Source organism: Pseudomonas sp. P7758, assembly GCF_013386485.1.
Lineage (GTDB): Bacteria > Pseudomonadota > Gammaproteobacteria > Pseudomonadales > Pseudomonadaceae > Aquipseudomonas.
This window is the reverse complement of sequence record NZ_JACARS010000008.1, coordinates 26,822-47,749: the sequence shown is the minus strand read 5'-3', so window position 1 is coordinate 47,749 and position 20,928 is coordinate 26,822. Positions and strand designations below refer to the sequence as shown.

Here is a 20,928-nt window from a genome sequence, read left to right as displayed (position 1 = left end):
GAACAGCAACAGGCTGACGGCAATCAACCGGCGCTCACCCAGCAGCGCCGCCAGCCAAACGCTCAGGGGAATCACCACGGTCAGGCCGAGCATGTAGGCGTTGCCGATCCATGCCAGTTGCGTGACCGAGGCGTGCAACTCGCGGGCGATGTCCGGGTAAGCGATGGTGGCGACAAACATGTTCACCAGGTCGAGGGCGAAGCCCAGTAGAAAGATCCAGGTGACTTTCGAGCGGTAGGTCATTGCGCGGTTCCTGCTGTGGATGGCGGCAGGGTAGGCGGGTGCGGGCACTTGGGAAACAGCGGTTTGACTGTTAGTTTGTCAAAAATATTTTGACAAAGGAGGGCGTGGCATATGGTCAGCCTGGATCGTTTCGACACCTTCAAGGCCGTGGTCGAGGCCGGTTCGTTGACGGCAGCCGCTGATGTCCTCGGGCAGACGCGAGCAGTGGTGAGCTTCAACCTCAAGCGCCTGGAAGCCGAGCTGGGCGTGACCCTGCTGACCCGCAGTACTCGGCAACTGGCACTGACCGATGCGGGCGAACGCTTTTACCTGCGCTGCACGCGCATGCTGGAAGAAGCGCGCCTGGCGGTGGAAGAGGCCCGTTCGGAGCACAGCCAGCTCAAGGGCACATTGCGGATCACCACCACCGTCGAATACGGATTGGCGGTGGTGGTGCCGGCAGTGGAAACCTTTCGCGGCCTGCACCCGGAATTGAACATCCAGTTATCCACCTCCTCCAGCCACGCCGACCTGATCTCCGAGCGCTTCGATGTGGCTATTCGATTGGGGCGGATGCTCGACTCCAATCATCGGGCGGTGCAGCTGTCGAGCTACGAAATCCTCGCCGTGGCTGCACCGGGGTTTGCCGGGGTCGCCACGCTGGAAGAGCTGGAGCAACTGCCCAAGCTGGGGCACGGGCGGCTGACGGAGTTGACGGTGCTCGACCCGGCCGGCCATGAGCACCTGTACCGTCCAGGCCCCGGCAAGGCTTCACTGGTTGCCGACAGTGCCGCCATTCTCCAGGCGTTTGCCGTGCGCGGGCATGGCGTGGCGATCCTGCCCCTGTGGCTGGTGCAGGAAGACCTGGATGCGGGGCGTTTGGTGCGGTTGCTGCCGGGGTATCGATTTGCGCCGCAGGGGGTGTACGCGTTGTACCCGGATACCCGGCATTTGCCCCTGAAAGTGCGGGCCTTCATTGATTTCATGAAAGGCTGATCAGCCGAGAAACCGTGTGGCGAGGGAGNNCAAGCTCCCTCGCCACGGGGAGGCGGGGGCTCTTAGAGCTGGCCGCTCAGGCCAAAGCGTTTTTTCAAGACGGTCTCCAGCAAACCCTTGGGCAGCAACGCCGCCATCAATGGCAGTGCCCGGCAACCATTACCCGAGCGCAACAGGCGCGGCGGCGTGGTCTGTTGCACGGCCTTGAGCACGTCTGCCGCAAACTGGCTGGCGGGCGTAGGCCGATCCTGGGAGGCCTTGGCCCGGGCGCGGATGCTTTCGCGCAGTGGCCACCAGGGCGACTTTTCATTGATCAACAGTTCGGCCTGGGTGCCGGCGTTTTTTGCAAAACTTGTATCGATGGCGCCTGGCTGCACTTCCATCACCCGCACGCCGAACGGTGCGAGCTCCATGCGCAACGCATCACTCAAGGCATGCACTGCGGCTTTCGAGGCGCAATACGCACCGGCGAACGGTGTGACCAACACGCCGGACACGCTGCCGATATTCACCACCAACCCTATACGGCGACGCAGGGCCGGGAACAGCGCCTGAGTCACGCCGACCACTGAGAATACGTTGGTCTCGAATTGCTGCTGCATCGCCTGGGTGCCGCCGTCGAGCAACGGGCCCATGGCGCCGTAGCCGGCGTTGTTGATCAGCACATCCAGCTCGCCGACCTGCCCGGCCAACTGCGCCAGTGCAGCGCTGTCGTTGACGTCCAGTTGCACCGCGTTAAAGCCGGCGCTGGCGAGTGCCGCCACATCCTCGCTGCGCCGGGCGCTGGCCCACACGTCAAAGCCGGCTTGCTTGAAGGCGTCCGCCAGGGCACGGCCAATGCCACTGGAGCACCCGGTGATCAGTACGTTGGGCATGGATCAGTCCTTTGTCGTTATCAGTCAGAGAAGCTGCCTTGCAAATGCTCGGCACGAAATTCCAGGGTTTGCGGGCGGTAGCCGGGGCGCAGCGGCGGCACTGGCAGGCAGTCTTCCCAGGTTGCGCCGGCCTGCAGTTCGCCGGGGCCGCGATAGCGCGGGGCAGCGTACACGTTGTCTGCCAGGTTGACCGTATCGCCCGGCGCATACGCGGCGATGCGCCAACGCAGTTCGGTCAGCGGTACGTTGTTGCCGTTGTTCAAGGTGAGCTTGAGCGGGCGGTCTGCCGGGCATTCTTTCGGCGCGTAGACGGTACGCAGTTCCAGGCGTGCCAATTGCTGGGCCTCGCGGTTGTCCAGCCACACCACCCATACCGCCACCAGGCCCAGGCCGACGGCGGCCGCGAGGGAAACCGGCAACGCCCTGGCGGGGTAGCGCAGCAAGAGGATCAGCCAGGTGATAATCAGCAAGACACCAAAGAACATGGCAACAACCTCGAAAACGGAACGGGCATCCTAACCAAGCGTAGGTGGAGTTGACCATCTTCGGGTTCCCCGGCCCCAAAGAAAAAGCCCCCGGCCCACCGGCTGCGGATAGGGGACGCAGTCGGTGGGGCGGGGGCTTGTTGTGCTGCTCTGTTTACTGCGCGATGGTTTTTACCGACACGCCACGCTCGATTGGCGTGGATCGACCGTAGATATCTTCAAAGCGTTCGATATCGTCTTCACCCAGGTAGCTGCCGGACTGCACCTCGATAATCTCCAATGGAATCTTGCCCGGGTTACGCAAACGGTGCACCGAGGCAATCGGGATGTAGGTGGACTGGTTTTCGGTGAGCAGGAACACGTTCTCGTCACAGGTGACTTCGGCGGTGCCGCTGACCACGATCCAGTGTTCGGCGCGGTGGTGGTGCATCTGCAACGACAGGCACGCGCCCGGTTTCACCGAGATGTGCTTGACCTGGAAGCGCCCGCCCATATCCACCGAGTCGTACGAGCCCCATGGACGGTACACCTCGCAGTGGTTCTGGGTTTCGCTGCGGCCCTGCTCGTTGAGGGTGTTGACCATCTGCTTGACGCCCTGGACCTTGTCCTTGTGGGCAATCATCATCGCGTCCTTGGTTTCCACCACCACGATGTTTTCCAGGCCAATCACCGACACCAGCTTGCCGTTGCCGTGGATCATGCAGTTCTTGCTGTCCTGGATCACCACGTCGCCCTTGCTGACGTTACCGTTGGCGTCTTTTTCATTCACGTCCCACAGCGATGCCCAGCAACCCACGTCGCTCCAGCCGGCAGTCAACGGCACCACGCAGGCCAGTTGGGTTTTTTCCATCACGGCGTAGTCGATGGAATTGTCCGGGCAGCAGGCGAAGGTGGATTCGTCGATGTCGATGGTGTCGGCGGTTTGGTTGCTGCGTTCCAGGGTCAGCAGGCAGGTGTCGTAGATGTCCGGGTCGTGTTTTTTCAGCTCTTCGAGGAAGCGGCTGGCACGGAACAGGAACATGCCGCTGTTCCAGAAATAACCACCGCTCTTGACGAATTCGGCGGCGCGTTTTTCATCGGGTTTTTCCACGAACTGTTGCACGCGGCTGACGCCTTCGGGCAGCAGCGAATCGTTGGTCGACTTGATATAGCCGTAGCCGGTCTCCGGACGGGTGGCCGGCACACCGAACAGCACCATTTCGCCACGCTCAGCCGCCACAGTGGCCAGGGCCAGGGCGCGTTGCAGGGCTTTCTGGTCATCCAGCACATGGTCGGCGGGCAGCACCAGCATCAGCTCGTCGCGGCCTTCGTTGACCAGCATCATCGCCGTCAGGGCCACGGCCGGCGCGGTATTGCGGCCGAACGGCTCCATCAGGATGCGCTGGGTTTCCAGTTTGCGGGCAGCCAGTTGCTCGTTGACGATAAAGCGGTGGTCCTTGTTGCAAACCACGATGGGCGCGTCCATGCCGTCGAACACCAGGCGCTCCAGGGTTTGCTGGAACAAGGTGTGCTCGCCGGTCAGGGCCAGGAACTGCTTGGGAAACTGTTTACGCGAAAGCGGCCAAAGACGTGAGCCGCTACCACCGGAAAGGATTACTGGGATCATGGTGTTTCTCCTTGAATCAAATTTGGTTAGAGCCTGTGGGAGCCGGGCTTGCCCGCGATGGCATCACCTCGGTGTACCTGATACACCGAGTTGTCCGCATCGCAGGCAAGCCAGCTCCCACAGGGGGCAGCGTCAATCTGAAAATCTAATCAGCGGGTCGACACAGGGCGTTTCACCCACACTGGCGACAGGTTGGCGCCGGTGCCGGTGACGTACAGCACTGCGGCCTCACCGCGTTCCAGAGCTACCGGCTTCACGTCGCCGACTTTTTTATCGCCTTCATACAGCGCCAGGCTGACCTTCACCGGGTTGATCTCGCGCTCGCCACGGCCCTTGGCGGCCACGGCCTGGACCACGTCGGTCTTGCCATCGGCGGTTTTCAGGGTCAGCGACTTGTCACTGAGGTTCTGCACGCGCACCAGGGATTTCTGCTTGTTCTTGAACGGCGGTTCTTCGATCAGTTGCGGTTGGCCGCTGCCGCTGCTGACCAGGGTGTAGTAGTGGTCGGCGGCGAGCTTGACCGGCAGGGTCTGGCTGCCGACCTTGGCGCTGTAGTCACCGCCCGGCATGAAGCTGAAGTCACTGCTGGCCAGCGGTGCAACCTCGTTGAGGTTGGTGCTGCCGACGGTGGCGCTGACTTCCTGGTTGCTGGCGTTGTACACCCGCACAAAGCTCGAGCCTTTTGGCGCGACGGGACCGTAGAGGGCGGCGTCGCCACCGGCGAAGGCGGACATCGAAACAACGCTCATGCCGGCGACGAGGGCAAAAGTTTTTGCGAGGTTAGTAGTGAAAGTCATGTGAGTTACCTCTCTTTCAGTTTTGCGCCCGGTCGGGCGTCTCGGAGTTCATGTTTTTAACGGTGGGGGTGTTGATAGCCATGTTCTGTTGGCGCATACCGGCTTGTTTGAGCTGCGCAACCCACTGCGGGTCGGCATCGCCGATTTCGTTGTTCACAGGCAGATAACGTTCGGGAAACTCCCAGATCAGCACCTGTGGCGGGCTGTTCTTGAAGTCGTCGCTTTTCAGGTAGCTGAGCATCGGCAGGATCGGGCCGTGGCCGTCTTCGGAGTAGTTGATGACGTCGCTGCCCAGGGCTTGCTTCAGCGCGCCGACAAAGTTCCAGTTCGGGTTGGCGCTGTAACTGGTGCCCACCAGGGCCACCGGGGTTTCACTGTCGGTGAACAGCGCATCGTCGCCTTTGGTTTCAGCCAGGTGCGTCACGCGTTTTTGCAGTGGCTCCTTGGGCGGCATCAGGTTTTCGAACAGCGGGTCCAGCGGCAGGAACAGGCGCAGGTCGCCCTTGTGTGGCTCGGTCTTCTCGGCTTCGGTGACAAAGCGTTGAGGCTCGCCGCTCAGGGGCGTTTTGTTGGCAATTGTCTTGGCCAATTCTTTGGCCGCCACTTCAGCGCCGTCCGGGGTCCAGTGGGTGTCGGTGCGCAGGAACACTTGTTGGCCGTGCAGCTTGGCCTGTTGCAGCGGACCCATCAGGTCAGGGGCGACGATCTTGTCGGCGGCCATGCGGGCATGGAAGTCCTGGTACAGACCGGCGTGGATGCTCGCCGGCTGCACTTCACCCAGGTGTTCCGGGTACAGCCGCACCTTGGCCGGCACGATCGCCATCACCAGTTGGATACCCTGGGCCTTGAGCTTCTGGCGCACGCCTTCCACCAAGGCATAGTTGCCTTGCAGGTTCTGGTCTTCGTTGACGATGGGGTTGAATTCCTCGTCGCTGTACAACCAGTGGTCGCGGCCAATCACCACGCCAGGGCGGCCTTCGTTGAACAGCTTGTAGTCCAGCGCTGCCCAGAGGTTGGTGCCCAGGCGCTTGATCGGGAACTGGTCGTCGTAGTGGGTCTCGACGGCCTTGGTCCAGCGGCCGTTGAGCACGGTGGCGTCGGCGTTGGTGCTGAAGCCGAAGAAACTGCGCATCGACCAGGCGCCCAACGCCAGCAGCACGGCGAGGAACAAGGCGATGTAGAGGACGCGTAATGAACGGGTCATGGTCGGCTCCCTCAGAACTGGAAGTAAAGGAACGGCGAGAAGCTCTGCGCCGAAAGTTTGAGAATCGACGCCACGAACAGCAGCAGTACTGCGGCGCGCATGGCGTAGCGTGGCCAGGTGGCGCTCCAGTAGGCCGGTTGCACGGTGGCCTCGGTGCCCACGGTGTAGCCGGGCTCATGGATGCTGCCCGGGTTGTCGCCCGGTACGGCCTTGATCAAGCCCGGTTGCGCAGTCGCCGGGCCATCGGCCTGGGTGTTCACCGCAGGCTTGGTTTTTTCCGGTGGGCGGTTGCTGTAGAAGTCCCGCAGGCCGAAGAACGCCAGGGTTGCGTACGCCACCACCAGGGTTGCCACTTGCAGGCCGGTGAGGCTGGCGCGGTTGAGTTCCGACAGCGACCACTCGCCGAAGCTGAACATCGCGCCGTACATACGGCCGGCTACGTGCAGGTTTTCCGAGCGGAAGATCACCCAGCCCATCACCACCAGCAGGAAGGTGAAGGCCCAGCGCACAACGTTGAAACTGCGCGGTGCGGTGTTGAGGCCGATGGCTTTTTCAATCGCCAGCCACATGCCGTGCCAGGCGCCCCACACGATGTAGGTGATGTTCGCACCGTGCCACAGGCCACCGAGGAGCATGGTCAGGAACAGGTTGCGGTAGGTGGTCAGCGTGCCTTTACGGTTGCCGCCCAGGGTGATGTACAGGTAGTCACGCAGCCAGGTGGACAGGCTGATGTGCCAGCGCCGCCAGAACTCGGTGATCGACTGGCTGATGTACGGCTGCTTGAAGTTTTCCATGAAGCGGAAACCCATCATCAAGCCCAGGCCGATGGCCATGTCGCTGTAGCCGGAGAAGTCGAAGTACAGCTGCGCGGTGTACGCCAGTGCGCCGAGCCAGGCGTCACCCGTCGTAGGGTTTTGCAGGGCGAAGCAATGATCGGCGACCACCGCCAGGGTGTCGGCGATAAACACCTTCTTGATGAAACCCTGCATGAACCGCGTGCAGCCCTCGGAGAATTTATCGAGGGTGTGGGTGCGGTTGTTGAACTGGTCGGCCAGGTCGCGAAAGCGCAACACCGGGCCGGCAATCAGATGCGGGAAGATCGCCACGAACGCCGCAAAGTCGATCAGGTTGCGGGTGGCCGGGGTGTCGCCGCGGTACACGTCGATGATGTAGCTGATGGACTCGAAGATGTAGAACGAGATCCCGATCGGCAACAGCACGTGGGTGAGGATGAAGGGTTCCAGGCCCGCCGACTTCATCATCAGGTTGATGCTGTCGACACCGAAGTTGGCGTACTTGAAGTAGCCGAGGATGCACAGATCGACCGCCACGCCCAGCAGCAGCCAGCGCTGGGCGGGCTTGGTGCGCACGCCTGCCGCACCGACCTTGAGGCCGATCCAGTAGTTCCACAGCGTCACGGCGGCGAACAGCGCCAGGAAGTCCACTCGCCACCAGGCGTAGAACACATAACTGGCAACCAGCAGCAGCAGATTGCGATAGCGTTGCCCGCTCAGGTAGTACAAGCCGAGGAAGATCGGCAAGAACAGGAACAGGAACACATTGGACGAGAAAACCATCCCGATCTCTCCATGTTTAACCAACAGTCAAGGGCCAACGGCCCCCCCAAACCCCCCACCGAAATGAGAGGGCTATGTGATCGTTCCCACGCTCTGCGTGGGAATGCCTCACTGGACGCTCTGCGTCCGCTTTTGGGACGCGGAGCGTCCCTGGCTGCATTCCCACGCGGAGCGTGGGAACGATCAGCGACTAGCTGCCTTTGTTGCCTTTCTCATGCGCCGGGTCGAAGACCTTGGTCAGGTCACCCCCCAGGCGGAACGTCTTGAACGGCTGCATCCCGTGCTTGCGCTCGATCACATCCGGGGCGCAGGTGTAGAGGGTGCAGAAGGGCTCAAGCCAGGCAAATTTCATGTCTTCCTTGAGGTCCTTCATGTCCTGTTCCTTGCCGTTCTTCTGCTCGAAGATCTCCGGGTCTTTCACCCCGGCCAGCACCTTGTCACCCAAACGTTTCAACGCGCCGTTGTTTTCCTGGCGCAGGTCCACACCGTTCACCAAGGCAAAACTGGCGATCATCGCCAGCGGCGGCAGGGCGTAGTTGTGGTACGACAGGGCTCGTTGCTGACGCTTCAATTCGTTGGGCAGGAAGCCTTGGGCATCCACCTGGTTGGCGCCGACCTTGTATTCCTTCACGGCCCAGTCAAACAGGTCGCGGCGGTTCACGGCGACGGAGGTCGCCATCACCGACCAGGCAGCCCAGTAGGAGTGGTTGTTGGTTTTATCCAGCGGCAGGTTGTCCCAGTCGCTCACCACCTGGTCGGCCATTTTGCTGAACCAGGCTTCGATCAACTGCGACTCCTGCTGGTGGTTGGCCAGCGGATGAGAGTCGGAGAACTTCAGGCGCACATAGGCCGACGCCATGCTGCCCAGTGCCCATTTGCGCATGGACTTGCCGGTGTGGTTGAAGTCCTTGGACATCAATGCATCGGCCTTGGCCCAGCTCGTGAGCCAGTTCAGCGTGCATTCCAACTGCTCCGGCCTGCCGTCACGCATGAATTGCATCACGCGCTTGCTGGTGTCTTTTTCCAGCTTGGTGATGTCGGCGGTGCTGTCGCGAAAGGCTTTTTCGGACTGCACATTCAGGGTGGAACGAGCCTTGTCCGAACCTTCGTACTTGCTGCGAAATTGCAGCGAGCCGGTGTACGGCGCCGGCATGGCGTCGCAGTCATTCTTGAAGTCGCCGGTCTTGAATGCTTCCACCGGGGCGAAATAACCCTGGGGCGGACGCAGTGGTGCGGCGGCGTTGACTTGGCCGGCAAACATCGCCAGGCCCAGCAGCGTTGGAATCAATAACTTCTGCATAAGTAACCTCATTGCCCCGTTGAAGCAGTCTGTTGACCAGCGGCGGGGAATACGTTGCGTGTGCAAATTTTCGCTTCGACTTTCTGCGCGGCCTGGCCCGCTTCAGGGCCCTGCACTTCCACGGCCAGCAGGTTTTGCGTGGCCCAGTCTTCATCGGTGCGCAGTTCAAAGGCGAAACGCCCGTCTGTATCGGATGTTTCGGGTTTCTCGATCTTGATGTCCTCGTGGCGCCCGTTCATGTACCAGAGGGTGGCTTGCAGGGTTTTCACCGATGGGTCGGCGAAGCGGATGTCGACCTGGTGACTGCTGTTGCGCAGGTCTTTGTTCGAACTGTTCACCAGCAATTCGTTCTTGCCGGGTTTCAGCGTGGTGCTGGCGCTCATCTGGGCGGTCTTGCCTTCACAGCCGTTGTCCAGCAGCGACATCATCTGGCGGTAGATGGTCTCCTGGTCCAGGCGATACAGCGGCGAGAATTCCCAGATCAGGATCTTCGGCGGGGTCTTCTGGAATTCTTCGCTGCCCAGGTACTGGATCATCGAGCCTTCCAGGCCACCACCGGGGAAGGCGACGTTGAGGATGTCGGCACCGATTTCCTGTTCCAGGAAGCCGGCGAAATTGTAGTTCTTGCCACTGTGGCTGGTACCCACGAGGGTGATCTGCGGGTTGCCGGAATCACCGAACAGGTCGCCGTCCGCCGCTTCGCCCTTGGGCTCGGTGGTGAACTGGTCCATGTACTGGATCGCGTAGCTGGTGCCGCACAGTTGCCCGGCCATGTTGTGCAGGGTGCCGGTCTTGCCCATGCGTCCGGAGCGTTTGGTCTCGAATTCGCGCTGCGGGATACCGGCAAATTCAGGCATCGCCCGCACTTTCGCGCCGACGATTTTGGCGGTGCGCTGGGCGCCGTATGGCGTCCAGTGTTGGTCGCCGCGGAAGTAGAAATCGTGGGCCGGCAATTCATCCGGCAGTTGCTCGTTGGTCAGTGGCGACAGGTCCGGTACTACGTAGCCCATCTTGGCGAAGCGCCCGAGCATGGTCTTGTAATTGCCCAGGGCCTTGTCGAAATCGAACCTGGCTTTTTCTTCAGGGTTGAGCTTGTTGCGGTTCACCAAGCCACGGGTTGGCTGGTAGACCACCACCAGTTCCACGCCCTTGCTCTTGAACGCATCGTGCAGCTGCTGCATGCGTTTGTAGCCGGCGGGGCTGGTGTCGAATTCGGTGCGCAGGTCTTCCTGGGTCCGGAACAGCCAGTCGCCCTGGGCTTGCACCAGGGTGGTGAAGTTCTGCTGGTAGCGGGTGGTGTAGTTCTTCGCGTCGTGGGCGGCCGGGCACAGGCTGCAGCACGGTTCGGCGGTGAAGGTTGGCGCCTTGATTTCGTCGGCGCGCACGCCCTGGCTGGCCGCGAGCAGGCCGAGGGTCAAACCCGAAAGGCTGAGCAGTTTGATCATGTGTGGGTGCATAAAGGTCATCCTCAGTCCTGCATTTCGGTCTGGCGTTCGACAGGGTCGATCAGCACGGCTTTCTTCTGGCGTACCAGCAAGTCGAGGATCTCTTCCTGGCGATCGCCAAGAACGCCCGAGAAGCTGATGCCACTGGATTTGGTCGGCGCAAGCATCGATACGCGGTACAGCTCGACACTCAACGGCGAGTCGATAGACAGCGGCCCGCTGCCGTTGGCGGCCAGTTCACCGCCGACCACGATCAGCGAGACCTTGGTGTCGAACGGGTCGAGGGCGATGTCGCGGTCGGTGTCGGTCAAATCCTTGATGTGGCCGTACACGCCGGTCAGCCCGTTGGCCATGGCAATGTTCTCGTACAGGCGAATGTTCACGCTGTTACGCACGCGGATGCCGTGGCGACGGTTGCTGATCACCTTGTTGCCCCACAGCAGGTTATCGCCGCTCTCATAGAGGGTGATGCCGTCGGTGTGGTTGCGGTAGATCTCGTTGTCGGCGATCAGGTTGTTGACGCTGTTACGGTCGATCACCAGGCCCGAGAGCTTGTTGTCGAAGCTGCGGTTGTTGAAGATGAAGCTGTCGTTCACTTCCCGGGAAATGATGATGCCGTGCTTCTTCTTCGTGCCGTAGACGGTGTTGTCGGTGATGATCAGGCCGTGTGAACGGTCGTGGGGGTCAATGCCGTAGACGATGTTGTCTTTGTAGGTATTGCCCTTGAGCACAAAGCCGGTGGTTTCGTAGCAGTAGAAGCCGTACCACATGTCCGAGAACTCGGAGTCGACGATCCAGCCCGTCGGCTCGGGGCGCTTGAGCACCTTGGCCATGTTCGGCGTGTATTGGGAAATACTCACGCCATACGACTTACTGTTGGCGTAGCCGAAACTGGCCATCTTGCTGTTGGCTATGTAGGTCTCGGTGCCGCCCCAGGCCAGCAGGAACGGGCGGAATTCCTTGGGCGACTGGAAGGTCGCCGGGCCGTTGGTCTTCTCGCGCCAGCCGGTGATTCTGGTGTCACGTACGAACAACTGGCCGTCGTTGATCAGGAACGAACCGGCTTCCTGGGACAGGCGCAGCTCTTGAGTCTGCTTGTCGATTTCGAGGATGCCTTTACGGCCCACCACGATCGGCAACTTGGCCAGGAACACCCCCGGCGAGGTTTCGCTGAAGTACTGCTTGGGCACTTTCTTCAGCAGGTCCTTGAGGTTCATGTAGCCGTCGTCGACAAAGATCGCCTGGGGAATGCCGTGCTGGCGCACTACCCATTCGGCCATCTTGTTGTCGCCGCCGATGAAGTCCTTCAGGGCGTCTTCCTGCATCATCCGGCGGATGCTGATTTTGCCTGGCTTGGTACGCACGATCTTTTTCGCGATATTGGCCGCGGTGTAGCCGGACACGTCCGGCAGCGCAGGCTTGGCCATCTCCAGCGGCTCGGTCGGCGGGCTGGAGATGGTGTAGGTCTTGGCCTGTTGCAGCTCTTTGGCGATGGTCGGCGCTTTGTCGGCGAAGGCCGAGGCGCTGGCCAACAGCATGGCCGCGACGAGCAGGCTTTGAGACTTCATTGCGCAGGCTCCCATCAGAACTTCCAGATCACGTCGACAAAGGCGCGATGCATGTACGAGTCGACCTGGCTGCCATAGGCGTCGCCCGGCTTGAACACGCCTGCACGGAAGCGCACCAGGGCCGACGGCTCGTCGATCGACTGGCTGAGCCCGGCCGGCAGCAGGCCTTTCTTGAAGTACTTGGTGACCACCAGGTCCATCTCCTGGCCCAGGTCTTTCTTGCCGTCTTCAAGCGGCAGGGACGTGCTGGACAGGATCGCGCCGGTCACGTCATCGGTGTTGTTCTGCACGGCATCGATGCCGTTGCTGCCCACCGGCTTGTTGCCGTCTACGCGCCAGAACTTGTGGTACACAAGGCTTGCGTCATAGTCCTCGCGCAGCTGCCAGGACCCGAACAGGCTCATGGACTGCATGTTGTTCATCTCGCCGCGAAACGCTTCACCGAAGCGGTGGACGCGGGACTGGGTACCGGTCCAGTTCGAACGGTTGCTTTGCAGGCCGTTCTGCTCGTATTCGGCACTGGCGCGGGAGTAGGCGGCGCCCACTTGCCACTGCGGGTCGAGGCGCAGGCGTACACCCAAATCGGTGGCCCAGCCATTCACGTCATCGCTGCGCTTGGCGTTGGCCGGGCGGGTGCCGTCGGCGTTCAAGGCGTTGACCGTGTCGCGGTCGCCCTGCATGCCGGTGACGCTCGCCCAGTAGTTGACGGTGTTGGTGTTGCGCCAGTTGTAGGCGTCGCTGTTGGCTTCGATGCCGAGCCAGGTCAGGTCGCCGTTCTCGCGCTTGTCCAGCGAGTCGGTGGCCACGCCCGGTTCCGGGTAGTCGAGCTTGCCGTCATCATGGGTGTGGTGCGCGCGCAGGCCGATCCACTGGCCTGGCGTCCACTGGTAGGCGGCGTCGGCGTACAGGTGCTGACGGTCCTTGTCCTTGGGCGACAGTTCCTTGAGGTCGGTGCGGTATTCGCTGAAGCGCTCGGCGACGCCGACATTGGCCTTGAGCAAGGTGGTGTCGAAGGTCCAGTTCAGCGCTTCGATATTGGTGTCGCGCCATTGGCCGTCGTCATTGCGCAGGCGTTGGCGACCAAGCTTGAGGATCTCGCCGGGGTAGGGCGTGAAGCCGCCATAGGCGACCCAGAACTCGCGCATCGCCAGGTAGTTCTTCTTGCTCTTGCGGTCGTCATTGCTGGTCTGTTGAGTGGCGTCATCCGAGGACTGTTGCAGGGTGTCGGTCTCGATGATGTCGCTGGAGGTCACGGCCTGGCCCATGGCGTAGGCGCTCCAGTTGCCGCTTTCACCGTAGATCCACGGGCGCAGGTCAAGGCCGATGCCGTTGACGTCGCCGCCTTTCTGGGTGCCCAGGTCGCGGTCATCTTCGGACTGGCCGGTGACTTTGACTTCCAGGCCGAAGTTCTTGGCTTCGGTCAGCGCCGCCAGGGTCGGGCACGACCACAGCAGGGCGAAGGTCAGGCCGATGCCGGCCTTGACGAATGGGTTGAGCTTCATAGGGATTCCTCGCCGTCTTCTTCTTGCAGGGCGTGCAATTGCAGCGTGCTTTGGGCCAGGGTGCCGCGCACGGCCAGCTCCTGTTGCACCAGGCGTTGGCCTTCGGCGCGTTGTTCCGGGGTCAGCGGCGCTTCGAGCTGGGTCGCCAGGTCGTTGGCTTCCGGCGTGTCCTGGGCCTTGGCCAACTGGCTGAAGACATAGGCGTTAAGCGGGTCGGGCTTGGTGCCCTTGCCTTGGGAAAACAGCTGGGCAATCGCGAAGTCGGCGCTGTTCTGGCCGTTGCGCGCAGCGGTCAACAGATGGTCCAGGGCCTTTTGCGAATAGACCTTGCCCAGGTAGCCACGGCGGTAGATCTGGCCGAGGTAGTAGTCGGCGGCGACTTCGCGGCCGACGGCTTTCTGGAAGTGTTCTTCGGCGGCCTTGGCGTCAGCCGGGACCCACTTGCCTTCGTAGTAGAGCTTGCCCAGCAACAGTTCGGCGCGGGGCTGGTCGGCGGCGCGGCCGTTGTCGAGGTACTTCATCATCTGGTCGACGTCACCCAGTTCCGGGAAGTCGTAGAGCAGTTGTGCCAGGCTGACCCAGGAGGCCGGGTAGCCGGGGGCGATTTTTTCCAGCAGGGCCTGGGCGGTTTTTTCGTCGGTCTTGCCCAGGCTTGCATCACCCAGTACACGAGCCACGCTGTCGACCCGTTGGGCGGTGACGGTGCCGCGGCTGTAGCCGGCTTCCATCTGCTTGAGCAGGTCGGCCTGTTTTTCCGGCTCGGCTTTTTTCTGGTAGACCGTGGCCAACTCGACGTAGCAGATATCGGTGGTGTTCAGTGCGGCCTTGCAGATGCTTTCCACTTCATCCAGGTGCTGGTCGTAGGTGTCCTGGGTGCGATACAGCAGCACCTGGGCGAGACCGGCTTCCGGGTAACCCGAGGCGCGCCATTTGCTGATCTGCTGCTGGGCGTTGATGTTCGGGAAACTGTGCGGGTATTGCAGGTAGAGCATTGCCAGCGGGATCAGGGTGTTGCCTTCGCCATTGGCAAAGGCTTTTTTCAGCAGGCCTTCGGCTTCATGGTGTTCGGCTTCGGTCGCGCCGGGCTTGGCCACCAGCAGGCGGCCCAGGCGTGCCTGGGCACGGGGCGAGGTATCGGCAGCCGCGCGGTACGTCGCTTCGGCCTGCTTGATTTGCTCGGGGTCGCGGGTGCCGACCTGGATATCCGCCAGGCCTACTTGGGCCTCGCTGTAGCCCAAATCCGCGAGCTGCTGGTAGTTCTGCTGGGCAGTGACGGTGTCGCCACGTTTCAGCGCTTCATTGGCCAGGCGTTGGTCGGGCAGGCCGGCGCAACCGGCGAGGCTGACCGCAACAGCCAGCAACGCCGCAGTTCCCATGTGGGAGCGGGCTTGCTCGCGAAGGGGCCCTGTCAGTTGATGCATGTGTTGGCTGACACACTGCTTTCGCGAGCAAGCCCGCTCCCACAGGGATTGCGGTGTTTTTGAGAGAGTCATCACAGGCATGTCCTCTGCTTACAGACCGTTGGCCATGGCTTTGTCGATCAGCCAGTTCAGGGACGGGCCGCGATCGCTGGTCACTTCAACTGGGCGACCGGCGTAGGTGCTGTCCAGCGGGGCGTCGGGTTTGATCTGCACGCGGATGTCGGAGGACATTTCGCTGCTGTTCAGGCTGGTGCTGCTGACGATGGTGCCGGTGCGTACCTGCTCTTCATCCGCTACCTGGAAGTTCACGCGGGTGCCCGGGCGAACGTCGGCAAACTGGCGATAGGAGAAACGTGCATCAACGTTGGCCTGGCTGCCGCGTGGCACCAGTTGGAAGATCACGTCGCCCTTGCTGGCGTACTGACCGTCGGCGACCAGTTGCTGGGCCACGACGCAGTCGCACGGGGAGGTGAGGGTGCCGGTCATTTGCTTGCCGAACAGCTCTTCGACCTTGGCCGGTTGCAGCTGGTCTTCGTCCAGATGGCCCTTGAGTACGTCGAGCATGCTGGTGCTGAAGGTTGCCAATGGCGCGCCTTTGGCGGCGACCGCATCGCCTTTGATCAGGCTTTGCACGGTGCCATCGCGGGGCATGGTCACGTTCATCCCGGGCACGCTCACCAGGCCGGAGGTGGCGTGGCTGACGAAGTACATGCCGTACACCGATTTGACCACGAAGCCGAATGCCGCCAGGCCCACCACGAAGATCCCGAGGCTGAAAGTCACCGCCCGCAGGCGGCCACCGACGCTCATGTTGCTGCCGCCGTCCTTGACCTTGCGCGCCTTGGTGAAGTTGTCGCGTTGCAGGGTCGCCAGCACGTCACCCATGGTCACGATGTCACCGGCCAGGTGCGAGGTGATCAGGTGGCGCAGGGTGGAGATGTCTTGTGCATCGAGGTTCTGGAACTGGCAACCGGTGCGGCCGGTCTGGCGGTCGTAGGAGCGAATCTGCAGCTCGACGTCCATCGCCAGGCCCAGGTTGTCGATCACGAACTGCAAGCGACCCTTGTGCACATCGCCGACTTTCAGCGGCTGCTGCGGGGCGTTGAAGGCCAGGCCGCCGGCGGACAGGTCGATCACCCGCACTTCCATCGGTGTTTGATCGGCGCCGAAGAAGCGCAGCTTGGCCGGGATTTTGACCCGGGCGTGTTGGCGCTGGGCTTCGGATTCGTGGACAACGTTGGCGTTTACTGGGCTATTCATGGTGTTTAGTTCCTAGTTAATTCAGGCTTGGCAGGGTCAAACCATCATCAGCAACACGGCGACGAAAATGCTGCCGGCGGAGAAGGTCATGGTCCGAGACGACCAGGTGTTGAACCAACGTTGAAAGCTGGCCAAATCGCGGGTCAGTTTGGTGTCCTGGCGGGTCCAGGACTGTTGATCAAGGCGGAAGAACACGTAGATCTTCACCAGCGCGCCCATGATCTGGTTGTAATAGAGAATCACCGGGTAAGCCGGGCCGATCTTGTGGCCGGAGCACGACAGCAGCAGGGTCAGAATCAGGCGGGTGATGCCGATCCACAGCAGGTAGGCGAGGATGAACGCGCCGCCGTATTTGAAGGTGGCGATGATCGCCACGGTCAGCCCCAGCAGAGAGGTCCACATCGACACGCGTTGATCAAACAGCACGATGCTGGTGAACAGGCCCAGGCGACGCATACCCAGGCCCAGGGCACGTGAGTTCTGGCGCAGGTTGTTGCCGTACCAGCGGAACATCAGTTTGCGGCTGGCCTTGATAAAGCTCTTTTCCGGCGGGTGTTCCACGGTGTGGATCGCGGCGTCCGGTACGTAGAAAGTGTCGTAGCCCAGGCGCATCAGGCTGAACCAGCTGGACTTGTCGTCACCGGTCAAAAACTTGAAGCGGCCCAGGCGCCAGTGTTGCAGCGAGTCGCTTTCCACATCGGCAATGAAGCCCGGGTCGGTGACCACGTTGGCGCGGAATACCGACATGCGGCCGGTCATGGTCAGCACGCGTTTGGACAGGGCCATGGAGCACATGTTGATGTGGCGCTGGGCGAAGCGCAGCTTGTGCCACTCGCTCATGATGTAGCCGCCGCGCACTTCGCAGAACTCGTTGGTGGTCAGGCCGCCGACATTGCCGAACAGCTGGAACCACGGCACGGTCTTGCGCACTACGCCCTCGGCGAGCACGGTGTCGCCATCGATCACGGCCACTACGGCGCGGTTGTCCGGCAGGTGGCGGGAGATGGCGCGAAAACCGAAGGCCAGGCCGTCACGCTTGCCGGTACCGGCGATGCGCACGAAGTCCAGCTTGACGTGGTCGGGCGGGTTCATCCTGGCCCACAGGCTCTTGACCAGCAGCTCATCGGACATTTCCACCAGGGAGCAGACCACGGTGGTAGGGAAGCCACATTCGATGGCCTCGCGGATCACCGAGCTGTAGACCTGGGCCGTGGTCAGCGCGTCGATCCGAAAGCTGGTAACCATCAGGAATACGTGGGACGGGTCTGCTGCCTTGCCCAGCTTGCGCACTTTGCGCCGCAGGTGCGGGTAGACCACGTACAGGAACAGCATGCCGCGAAAGAAATGCGTAGCACCCATCGAGTAGCGCCAGATACCGACGGCGCCAATCAGGAAAATAAAATTCTTCGACTCTGAGTCGAACGTACTCGCCGGCAACAGCAGGGCGAGTCCCATCAGCAGGCTCAGGAAAAACAGCCAGCCGGCAGATTGGAGGAGTACGTGTTTTAACTTGGACATAGGCGTCATTCCGCAGGTGAAGGAGGCTTCAAGCAGCAAGCGCCGGGGATCAGGACGCTTGCCGCTTGAAACTTGCCGTTGCTGTTACCAGCAAATGCCTTCGGTACGGCCGCTCACGCTGGTGGCCTTGGACATGAAGCCCACCAGGTCGACCACTTGCTTGCCGTGGGGGGCGTTGTGCGCCAGGGCACGGAACTTCTCGTCGCGGTTGCCCAGGATGATCACGTCGGAGTTGTTGATCACTTCGTCGAAGTCCGAGTTGAGCAGGGACGACACGTGAGGGATCTTGCCTTCGATGTAGTCCTTGTTGGCGCCGTGCACGCGAGCGTATTCGACGTTGCTGTCGTAGATGCTCAGGTCGAAACCCTTGCCGATCAGCATCTCTGCCAGTTCCACCAGCGGGCTTTCGCGCAGGTCATCGGTGCCGGCCTTGAAGCTCAGGCCCAGCAGGGCGACTTTGCGTTTGTCGTGGCTGGAAACGATGTCGAAAGCGTTTTGCACCTGGGACTCGTTGCTGCGCATCAGCGAGTTGAGCAGCGGCGCATCCACGTCCAGAGAGCCTGCGCGGTATGTCAGGGCGCGCACGTCCTTGGGCAGGCAGGAACCGCCGAAGGCAAAGCCCGGGCGCATGTAGTACTGGGACAGGTTGAGGGTCTTGTCCTGGCAGACCACTTCCATCACTTCGCGACCGTCGACACCTACCGCCTTGGCGATGTTGCCGATCTCGTTGGCGAAGGTCACTTTGGTCGCATGCCAGACGTTGCAGGTGTACTTGATCATCTCGGCGACGGCGATGTCCTTGCGGATGATCGGCGCGTCGAGTTCTTCGTACAGCGACTGCAGAACATCGCCGGAAGCGGTGTCGAATTCACCGATGACGGTCATCGGCGGCAGGTCGTAGTCGGCGATGGCGGTGCTTTCACGCAGGAACTCAGGGTTTACGGCGACGCCGAAGTCGACGCCGGCTTTCTTGCCCGAGCAGTCTTCGAGAATCGGAATCACCACATTGGCCACGGTACCTGGCAGCACGGTGCTGCGGACCACGATGGTGTGACGGGAGGTCTTGTCACGCAGGACAAAACCGATCTCGCGGCACACCGATTCGATGTAGTTGAGTTCCAGGTCGCCGTTCTTCTTGCTCGGCGTGCCGACGCAAATCATCGACAGGTCGGTATCACGGATTGCCTCGGCGAAATTGGTGGTGCCGCGCAGTCGGCCGGTTTGAACGCCCTGGCTTAACAGCTCGCCCAGACCCGGTTCAACGATGGGGGATTTACCCGCGTTGATCAGGTCGATCTTTTCCTTGGAGATGTCTACGCCAACGACCTCATGGCCCCGTGCAGACAGGCAACCGGCACATACCGCGCCGACGTAACCCAAACCAAATATGCTGATGCGCATCGCATTTACCTCATTGTTAATCGTGCCACTAGATGGCCGGAGTTCATGTTTTGAAGCGTCACCCAGGCACTGGGAAGTGCGACGAATAAACGTCGGTATATCCAGTGCAGGCATACTAAAAGTCGAGTGACTAACTAATGCACTCAAGTTGTGCGCAACTTGGCCTTATTGTTGGGGCTTGCCCTGAAATGCAGCCAGCCTTCCTGGGGAAGGGCCTGGCGCCAGTGCCGCAAGGCGTTGACAGGGGCTTTGAGCCCTTATATATCAACGGCTTGGGTTGTCTCACTGACCCATACAGGTGAGCTCAGCCTTGGCCTTGTCGGAGAAAGTAGTGAAACCTTTGCGTCCGCCTTCAACTAATCAGTTGATGATTTGACCATTGAGTCAAAGTTATATGACAACTTTGCTACTTCCCTTGGTCGCCACGTAAGTCATCTCTTACATCTTCAGAGATAATCGTTACCGGTGGTATGAGCGGTGCTTTAGGACATAGTTCCTGTCCACTCATCCTGTTTCCGGAAATTTCTTGAAATATTAGGAAAGATGGCACTAGTACTATTCTGATAGCACTTGCTATTTAGGCCAGTAGTTGCGGGGAGTTTCGAGGGGTAAATAGTTTTGTGCCACTACTGTTTTAAAAAAGTGGTGCCACTACGAAAAAAATTGACGAATGTCGAGTGAAATAAATGTTAGGGAATCTGAAGAATTATTTTTGACGCCAAATAAATGGCGAATTCGGAATTGGAATGCAAACAAAATGTGGGAGCGGGCTTGCTCGCGAAAGCGGCGTGTCAGGCAATAAAGGCATCGACTGAACCACCGCTTTCGCGAGCAAGCCCGCTCCCACATTTGGATCTTCGTTGTCAGGTTATTCCGGTGCGTGATCCCGCAGGAACACCAGGTTATCCGGCTTCGACTGCTCCGCATTGAAGCGATAACCCTGCACGTCAAACTCCTTGAGCCGGGCCGGGTCGTTGATGCGTTCTTCAATCACAAAGCGGCTCATCATGCCCCGGGCCTTCTTGGCGTAGAAGCTGATGATCTTGTACTGGCCGTTTTTCAGGTCCTTGAACTCGGTGTTGATGATTCGCGCATTCAATGCCGGGCGTTTGACTGCCGAGAAGTACTCGTTGGACGCGAGGTTGAGCAGCACGTCATCGCCTTGTTCGGCCAGGGCTTCGTTGAGCCACTCGCTGATGCGGGTGCCCCAGAAAGCGTACAGGTCCTTGCCACGGGCGTTGGGCAGTTTGGTGCCCATTTCGAGGCGGTACGGCATCATCAGGTCCAGCGGCCGCAGCAGGCCGTACAGGCCGGAGAGCATGCGCAGGTGGTCCTGGGCGTAGGTGAAGTCGGCGTCCTTGAGGGTTTCGGCGTTGAGGCCGGTGTAGACGTCGCCCTTGAATGCCAGCAGGGCTTGTTTGGCGTTGGCGGGGGTGAAGGCGGGGGTCCAGCTGCCGAAGCGTGCGGCGTTGAGGCCGCCGATTTTGTCGGAGACGTGCATCAGTTCGCTGATTTGCGCCGGGCTGAGTTCGCGCAGTTGTTCGATCAGCTCCTGGGAGTGGTCGAGGTATTGCGGCTGGGTGAAGCGCGGGGTGACCGGCTTTGACTCGAAATCGAGGGTTTTGGCGGGGGAAATCACCGTCAGCATGAAGTCGTCTCCTTTAATCGTGGGGGGATTCTAGGGGGTAGGGCGGTTTGACTCCACCTATGATGGTGATAGATAGCTGTGCGGTCGTTGGGGGGCATATCCG

17 protein-coding genes are annotated in these 20,928 nt (G+C 60.9%); 1 reads left to right on the top strand and 16 read right to left on the bottom strand.

Going from position 1 to position 20,928, the window contains the following annotated elements:
* A partial coding sequence (locus tag HX873_RS01790) for an MFS transporter (RefSeq protein ID WP_177122286.1) occupies positions 1–243 on the bottom strand: 243 nt, incomplete at its 3' end.
* A 111-nt stretch (positions 244–354) separates the two neighbouring features.
* Between HX873_RS01790 and HX873_RS01785 the strand changes: the two genes are divergently transcribed.
* Positions 355–1,218: a LysR family transcriptional regulator gene (locus HX873_RS01785; RefSeq protein WP_177122285.1), complete on the top strand. Its 864-nt coding sequence runs from the start codon at positions 355–357 to the stop codon at positions 1,216–1,218.
* Positions 1,219–1,280: 62 nt separating this feature from the next.
* On the opposite strand, the gene HX873_RS01780 is transcribed toward HX873_RS01785, so the two are convergent.
* From HX873_RS01780 to yaaA, 15 genes are all read right to left on the bottom strand, one after another.
* Positions 1,281–2,093: an SDR family oxidoreductase gene (locus tag HX873_RS01780; RefSeq protein ID WP_177122284.1), complete on the bottom strand. Its 813-nt coding sequence runs from the start codon at positions 2,091–2,093 to the stop codon at positions 1,281–1,283.
* Between the two features lie 20 nt (positions 2,094–2,113).
* Positions 2,114–2,578, bottom strand: coding sequence for a hypothetical protein (locus HX873_RS01775; RefSeq protein ID WP_003216273.1), 465 nt, complete (start codon positions 2,576–2,578; stop codon positions 2,114–2,116).
* A 154-nt stretch (positions 2,579–2,732) separates the two neighbouring features.
* Positions 2,733–4,184, bottom strand: coding sequence for a mannose-1-phosphate guanylyltransferase/mannose-6-phosphate isomerase (locus tag HX873_RS01770; RefSeq protein WP_003216275.1), 1,452 nt, complete (start codon positions 4,182–4,184; stop codon positions 2,733–2,735).
* Positions 4,185–4,333: 149 nt separating this feature from the next.
* Positions 4,334–4,981, bottom strand: a complete 648-nt coding sequence (locus HX873_RS01765) for an alginate O-acetyltransferase AlgF (protein ID WP_008434181.1) — start codon at positions 4,979–4,981, stop codon at positions 4,334–4,336.
* A 16-nt stretch (positions 4,982–4,997) separates the two neighbouring features.
* Complete coding sequence (locus HX873_RS01760) at positions 4,998–6,185, bottom strand: alginate O-acetyltransferase (RefSeq protein ID WP_177122283.1); 1,188 nt, start codon at positions 6,183–6,185, stop codon at positions 4,998–5,000.
* Between the two features lie 11 nt (positions 6,186–6,196).
* A complete protein-coding gene (locus tag HX873_RS01755) occupies positions 6,197–7,762 on the bottom strand; it encodes an MBOAT family protein (RefSeq protein WP_008434176.1) in 1,566 nt (521 codons plus the stop codon).
* 190 nt (positions 7,763–7,952) lie between these two features.
* Positions 7,953–9,062: a mannuronate-specific alginate lyase gene (locus tag HX873_RS01750; protein WP_177036206.1), complete on the bottom strand. Its 1,110-nt coding sequence runs from the start codon at positions 9,060–9,062 to the stop codon at positions 7,953–7,955.
* A gap of 8 nt (positions 9,063–9,070) precedes the next feature.
* Positions 9,071–10,519: an alginate O-acetyltransferase gene (locus HX873_RS01745; protein ID WP_177122282.1), complete on the bottom strand. Its 1,449-nt coding sequence runs from the start codon at positions 10,517–10,519 to the stop codon at positions 9,071–9,073.
* 11 nt (positions 10,520–10,530) lie between these two features.
* Entirely contained in the window at positions 10,531–12,090 is a 1,560-nt protein-coding gene (gene algG, locus HX873_RS01740; protein WP_043225844.1) for a mannuronan 5-epimerase AlgG, read from the bottom strand.
* On the bottom strand, positions 12,090–13,577 hold the full coding sequence (locus tag HX873_RS01735) for an alginate export family protein (protein ID WP_003216288.1): 1,488 nt from the start codon (positions 13,575–13,577) through the stop codon (positions 12,090–12,092). Before HX873_RS01735 ends, algG begins: the two co-directional genes overlap by 1 nt.
* A complete protein-coding gene (gene algK, locus HX873_RS01730; protein WP_371318388.1) occupies positions 13,574–14,998 on the bottom strand; it encodes an alginate biosynthesis TPR repeat lipoprotein AlgK in 1,425 nt (474 codons plus the stop codon). Before algK ends, HX873_RS01735 begins: the two co-directional genes overlap by 4 nt.
* 90 nt (positions 14,999–15,088) lie before the next feature.
* Entirely contained in the window at positions 15,089–16,258 is a 1,170-nt protein-coding gene (locus HX873_RS01725) for an alginate biosynthesis protein Alg44 (protein WP_003216292.1), read from the bottom strand.
* 36 nt (positions 16,259–16,294) lie between these two features.
* On the bottom strand, positions 16,295–17,776 hold the full coding sequence (gene alg8 / locus HX873_RS01720) for a mannuronan synthase (protein WP_003216294.1): 1,482 nt from the start codon (positions 17,774–17,776) through the stop codon (positions 16,295–16,297).
* 84 nt (positions 17,777–17,860) lie between these two features.
* Positions 17,861–19,177 (bottom strand): nucleotide sugar dehydrogenase, encoded by a 1,317-nt coding sequence (locus HX873_RS01715; protein WP_003216295.1) that lies wholly within the window; start codon positions 19,175–19,177, stop codon positions 17,861–17,863.
* Positions 19,178–20,045: 868 nt separating this feature from the next.
* Positions 20,046–20,825: a peroxide stress protein YaaA gene (gene yaaA, locus HX873_RS01710; RefSeq protein ID WP_008435666.1), complete on the bottom strand. Its 780-nt coding sequence runs from the start codon at positions 20,823–20,825 to the stop codon at positions 20,046–20,048.
* Between the last annotated feature and the right edge of the window lie 103 nt (positions 20,826–20,928).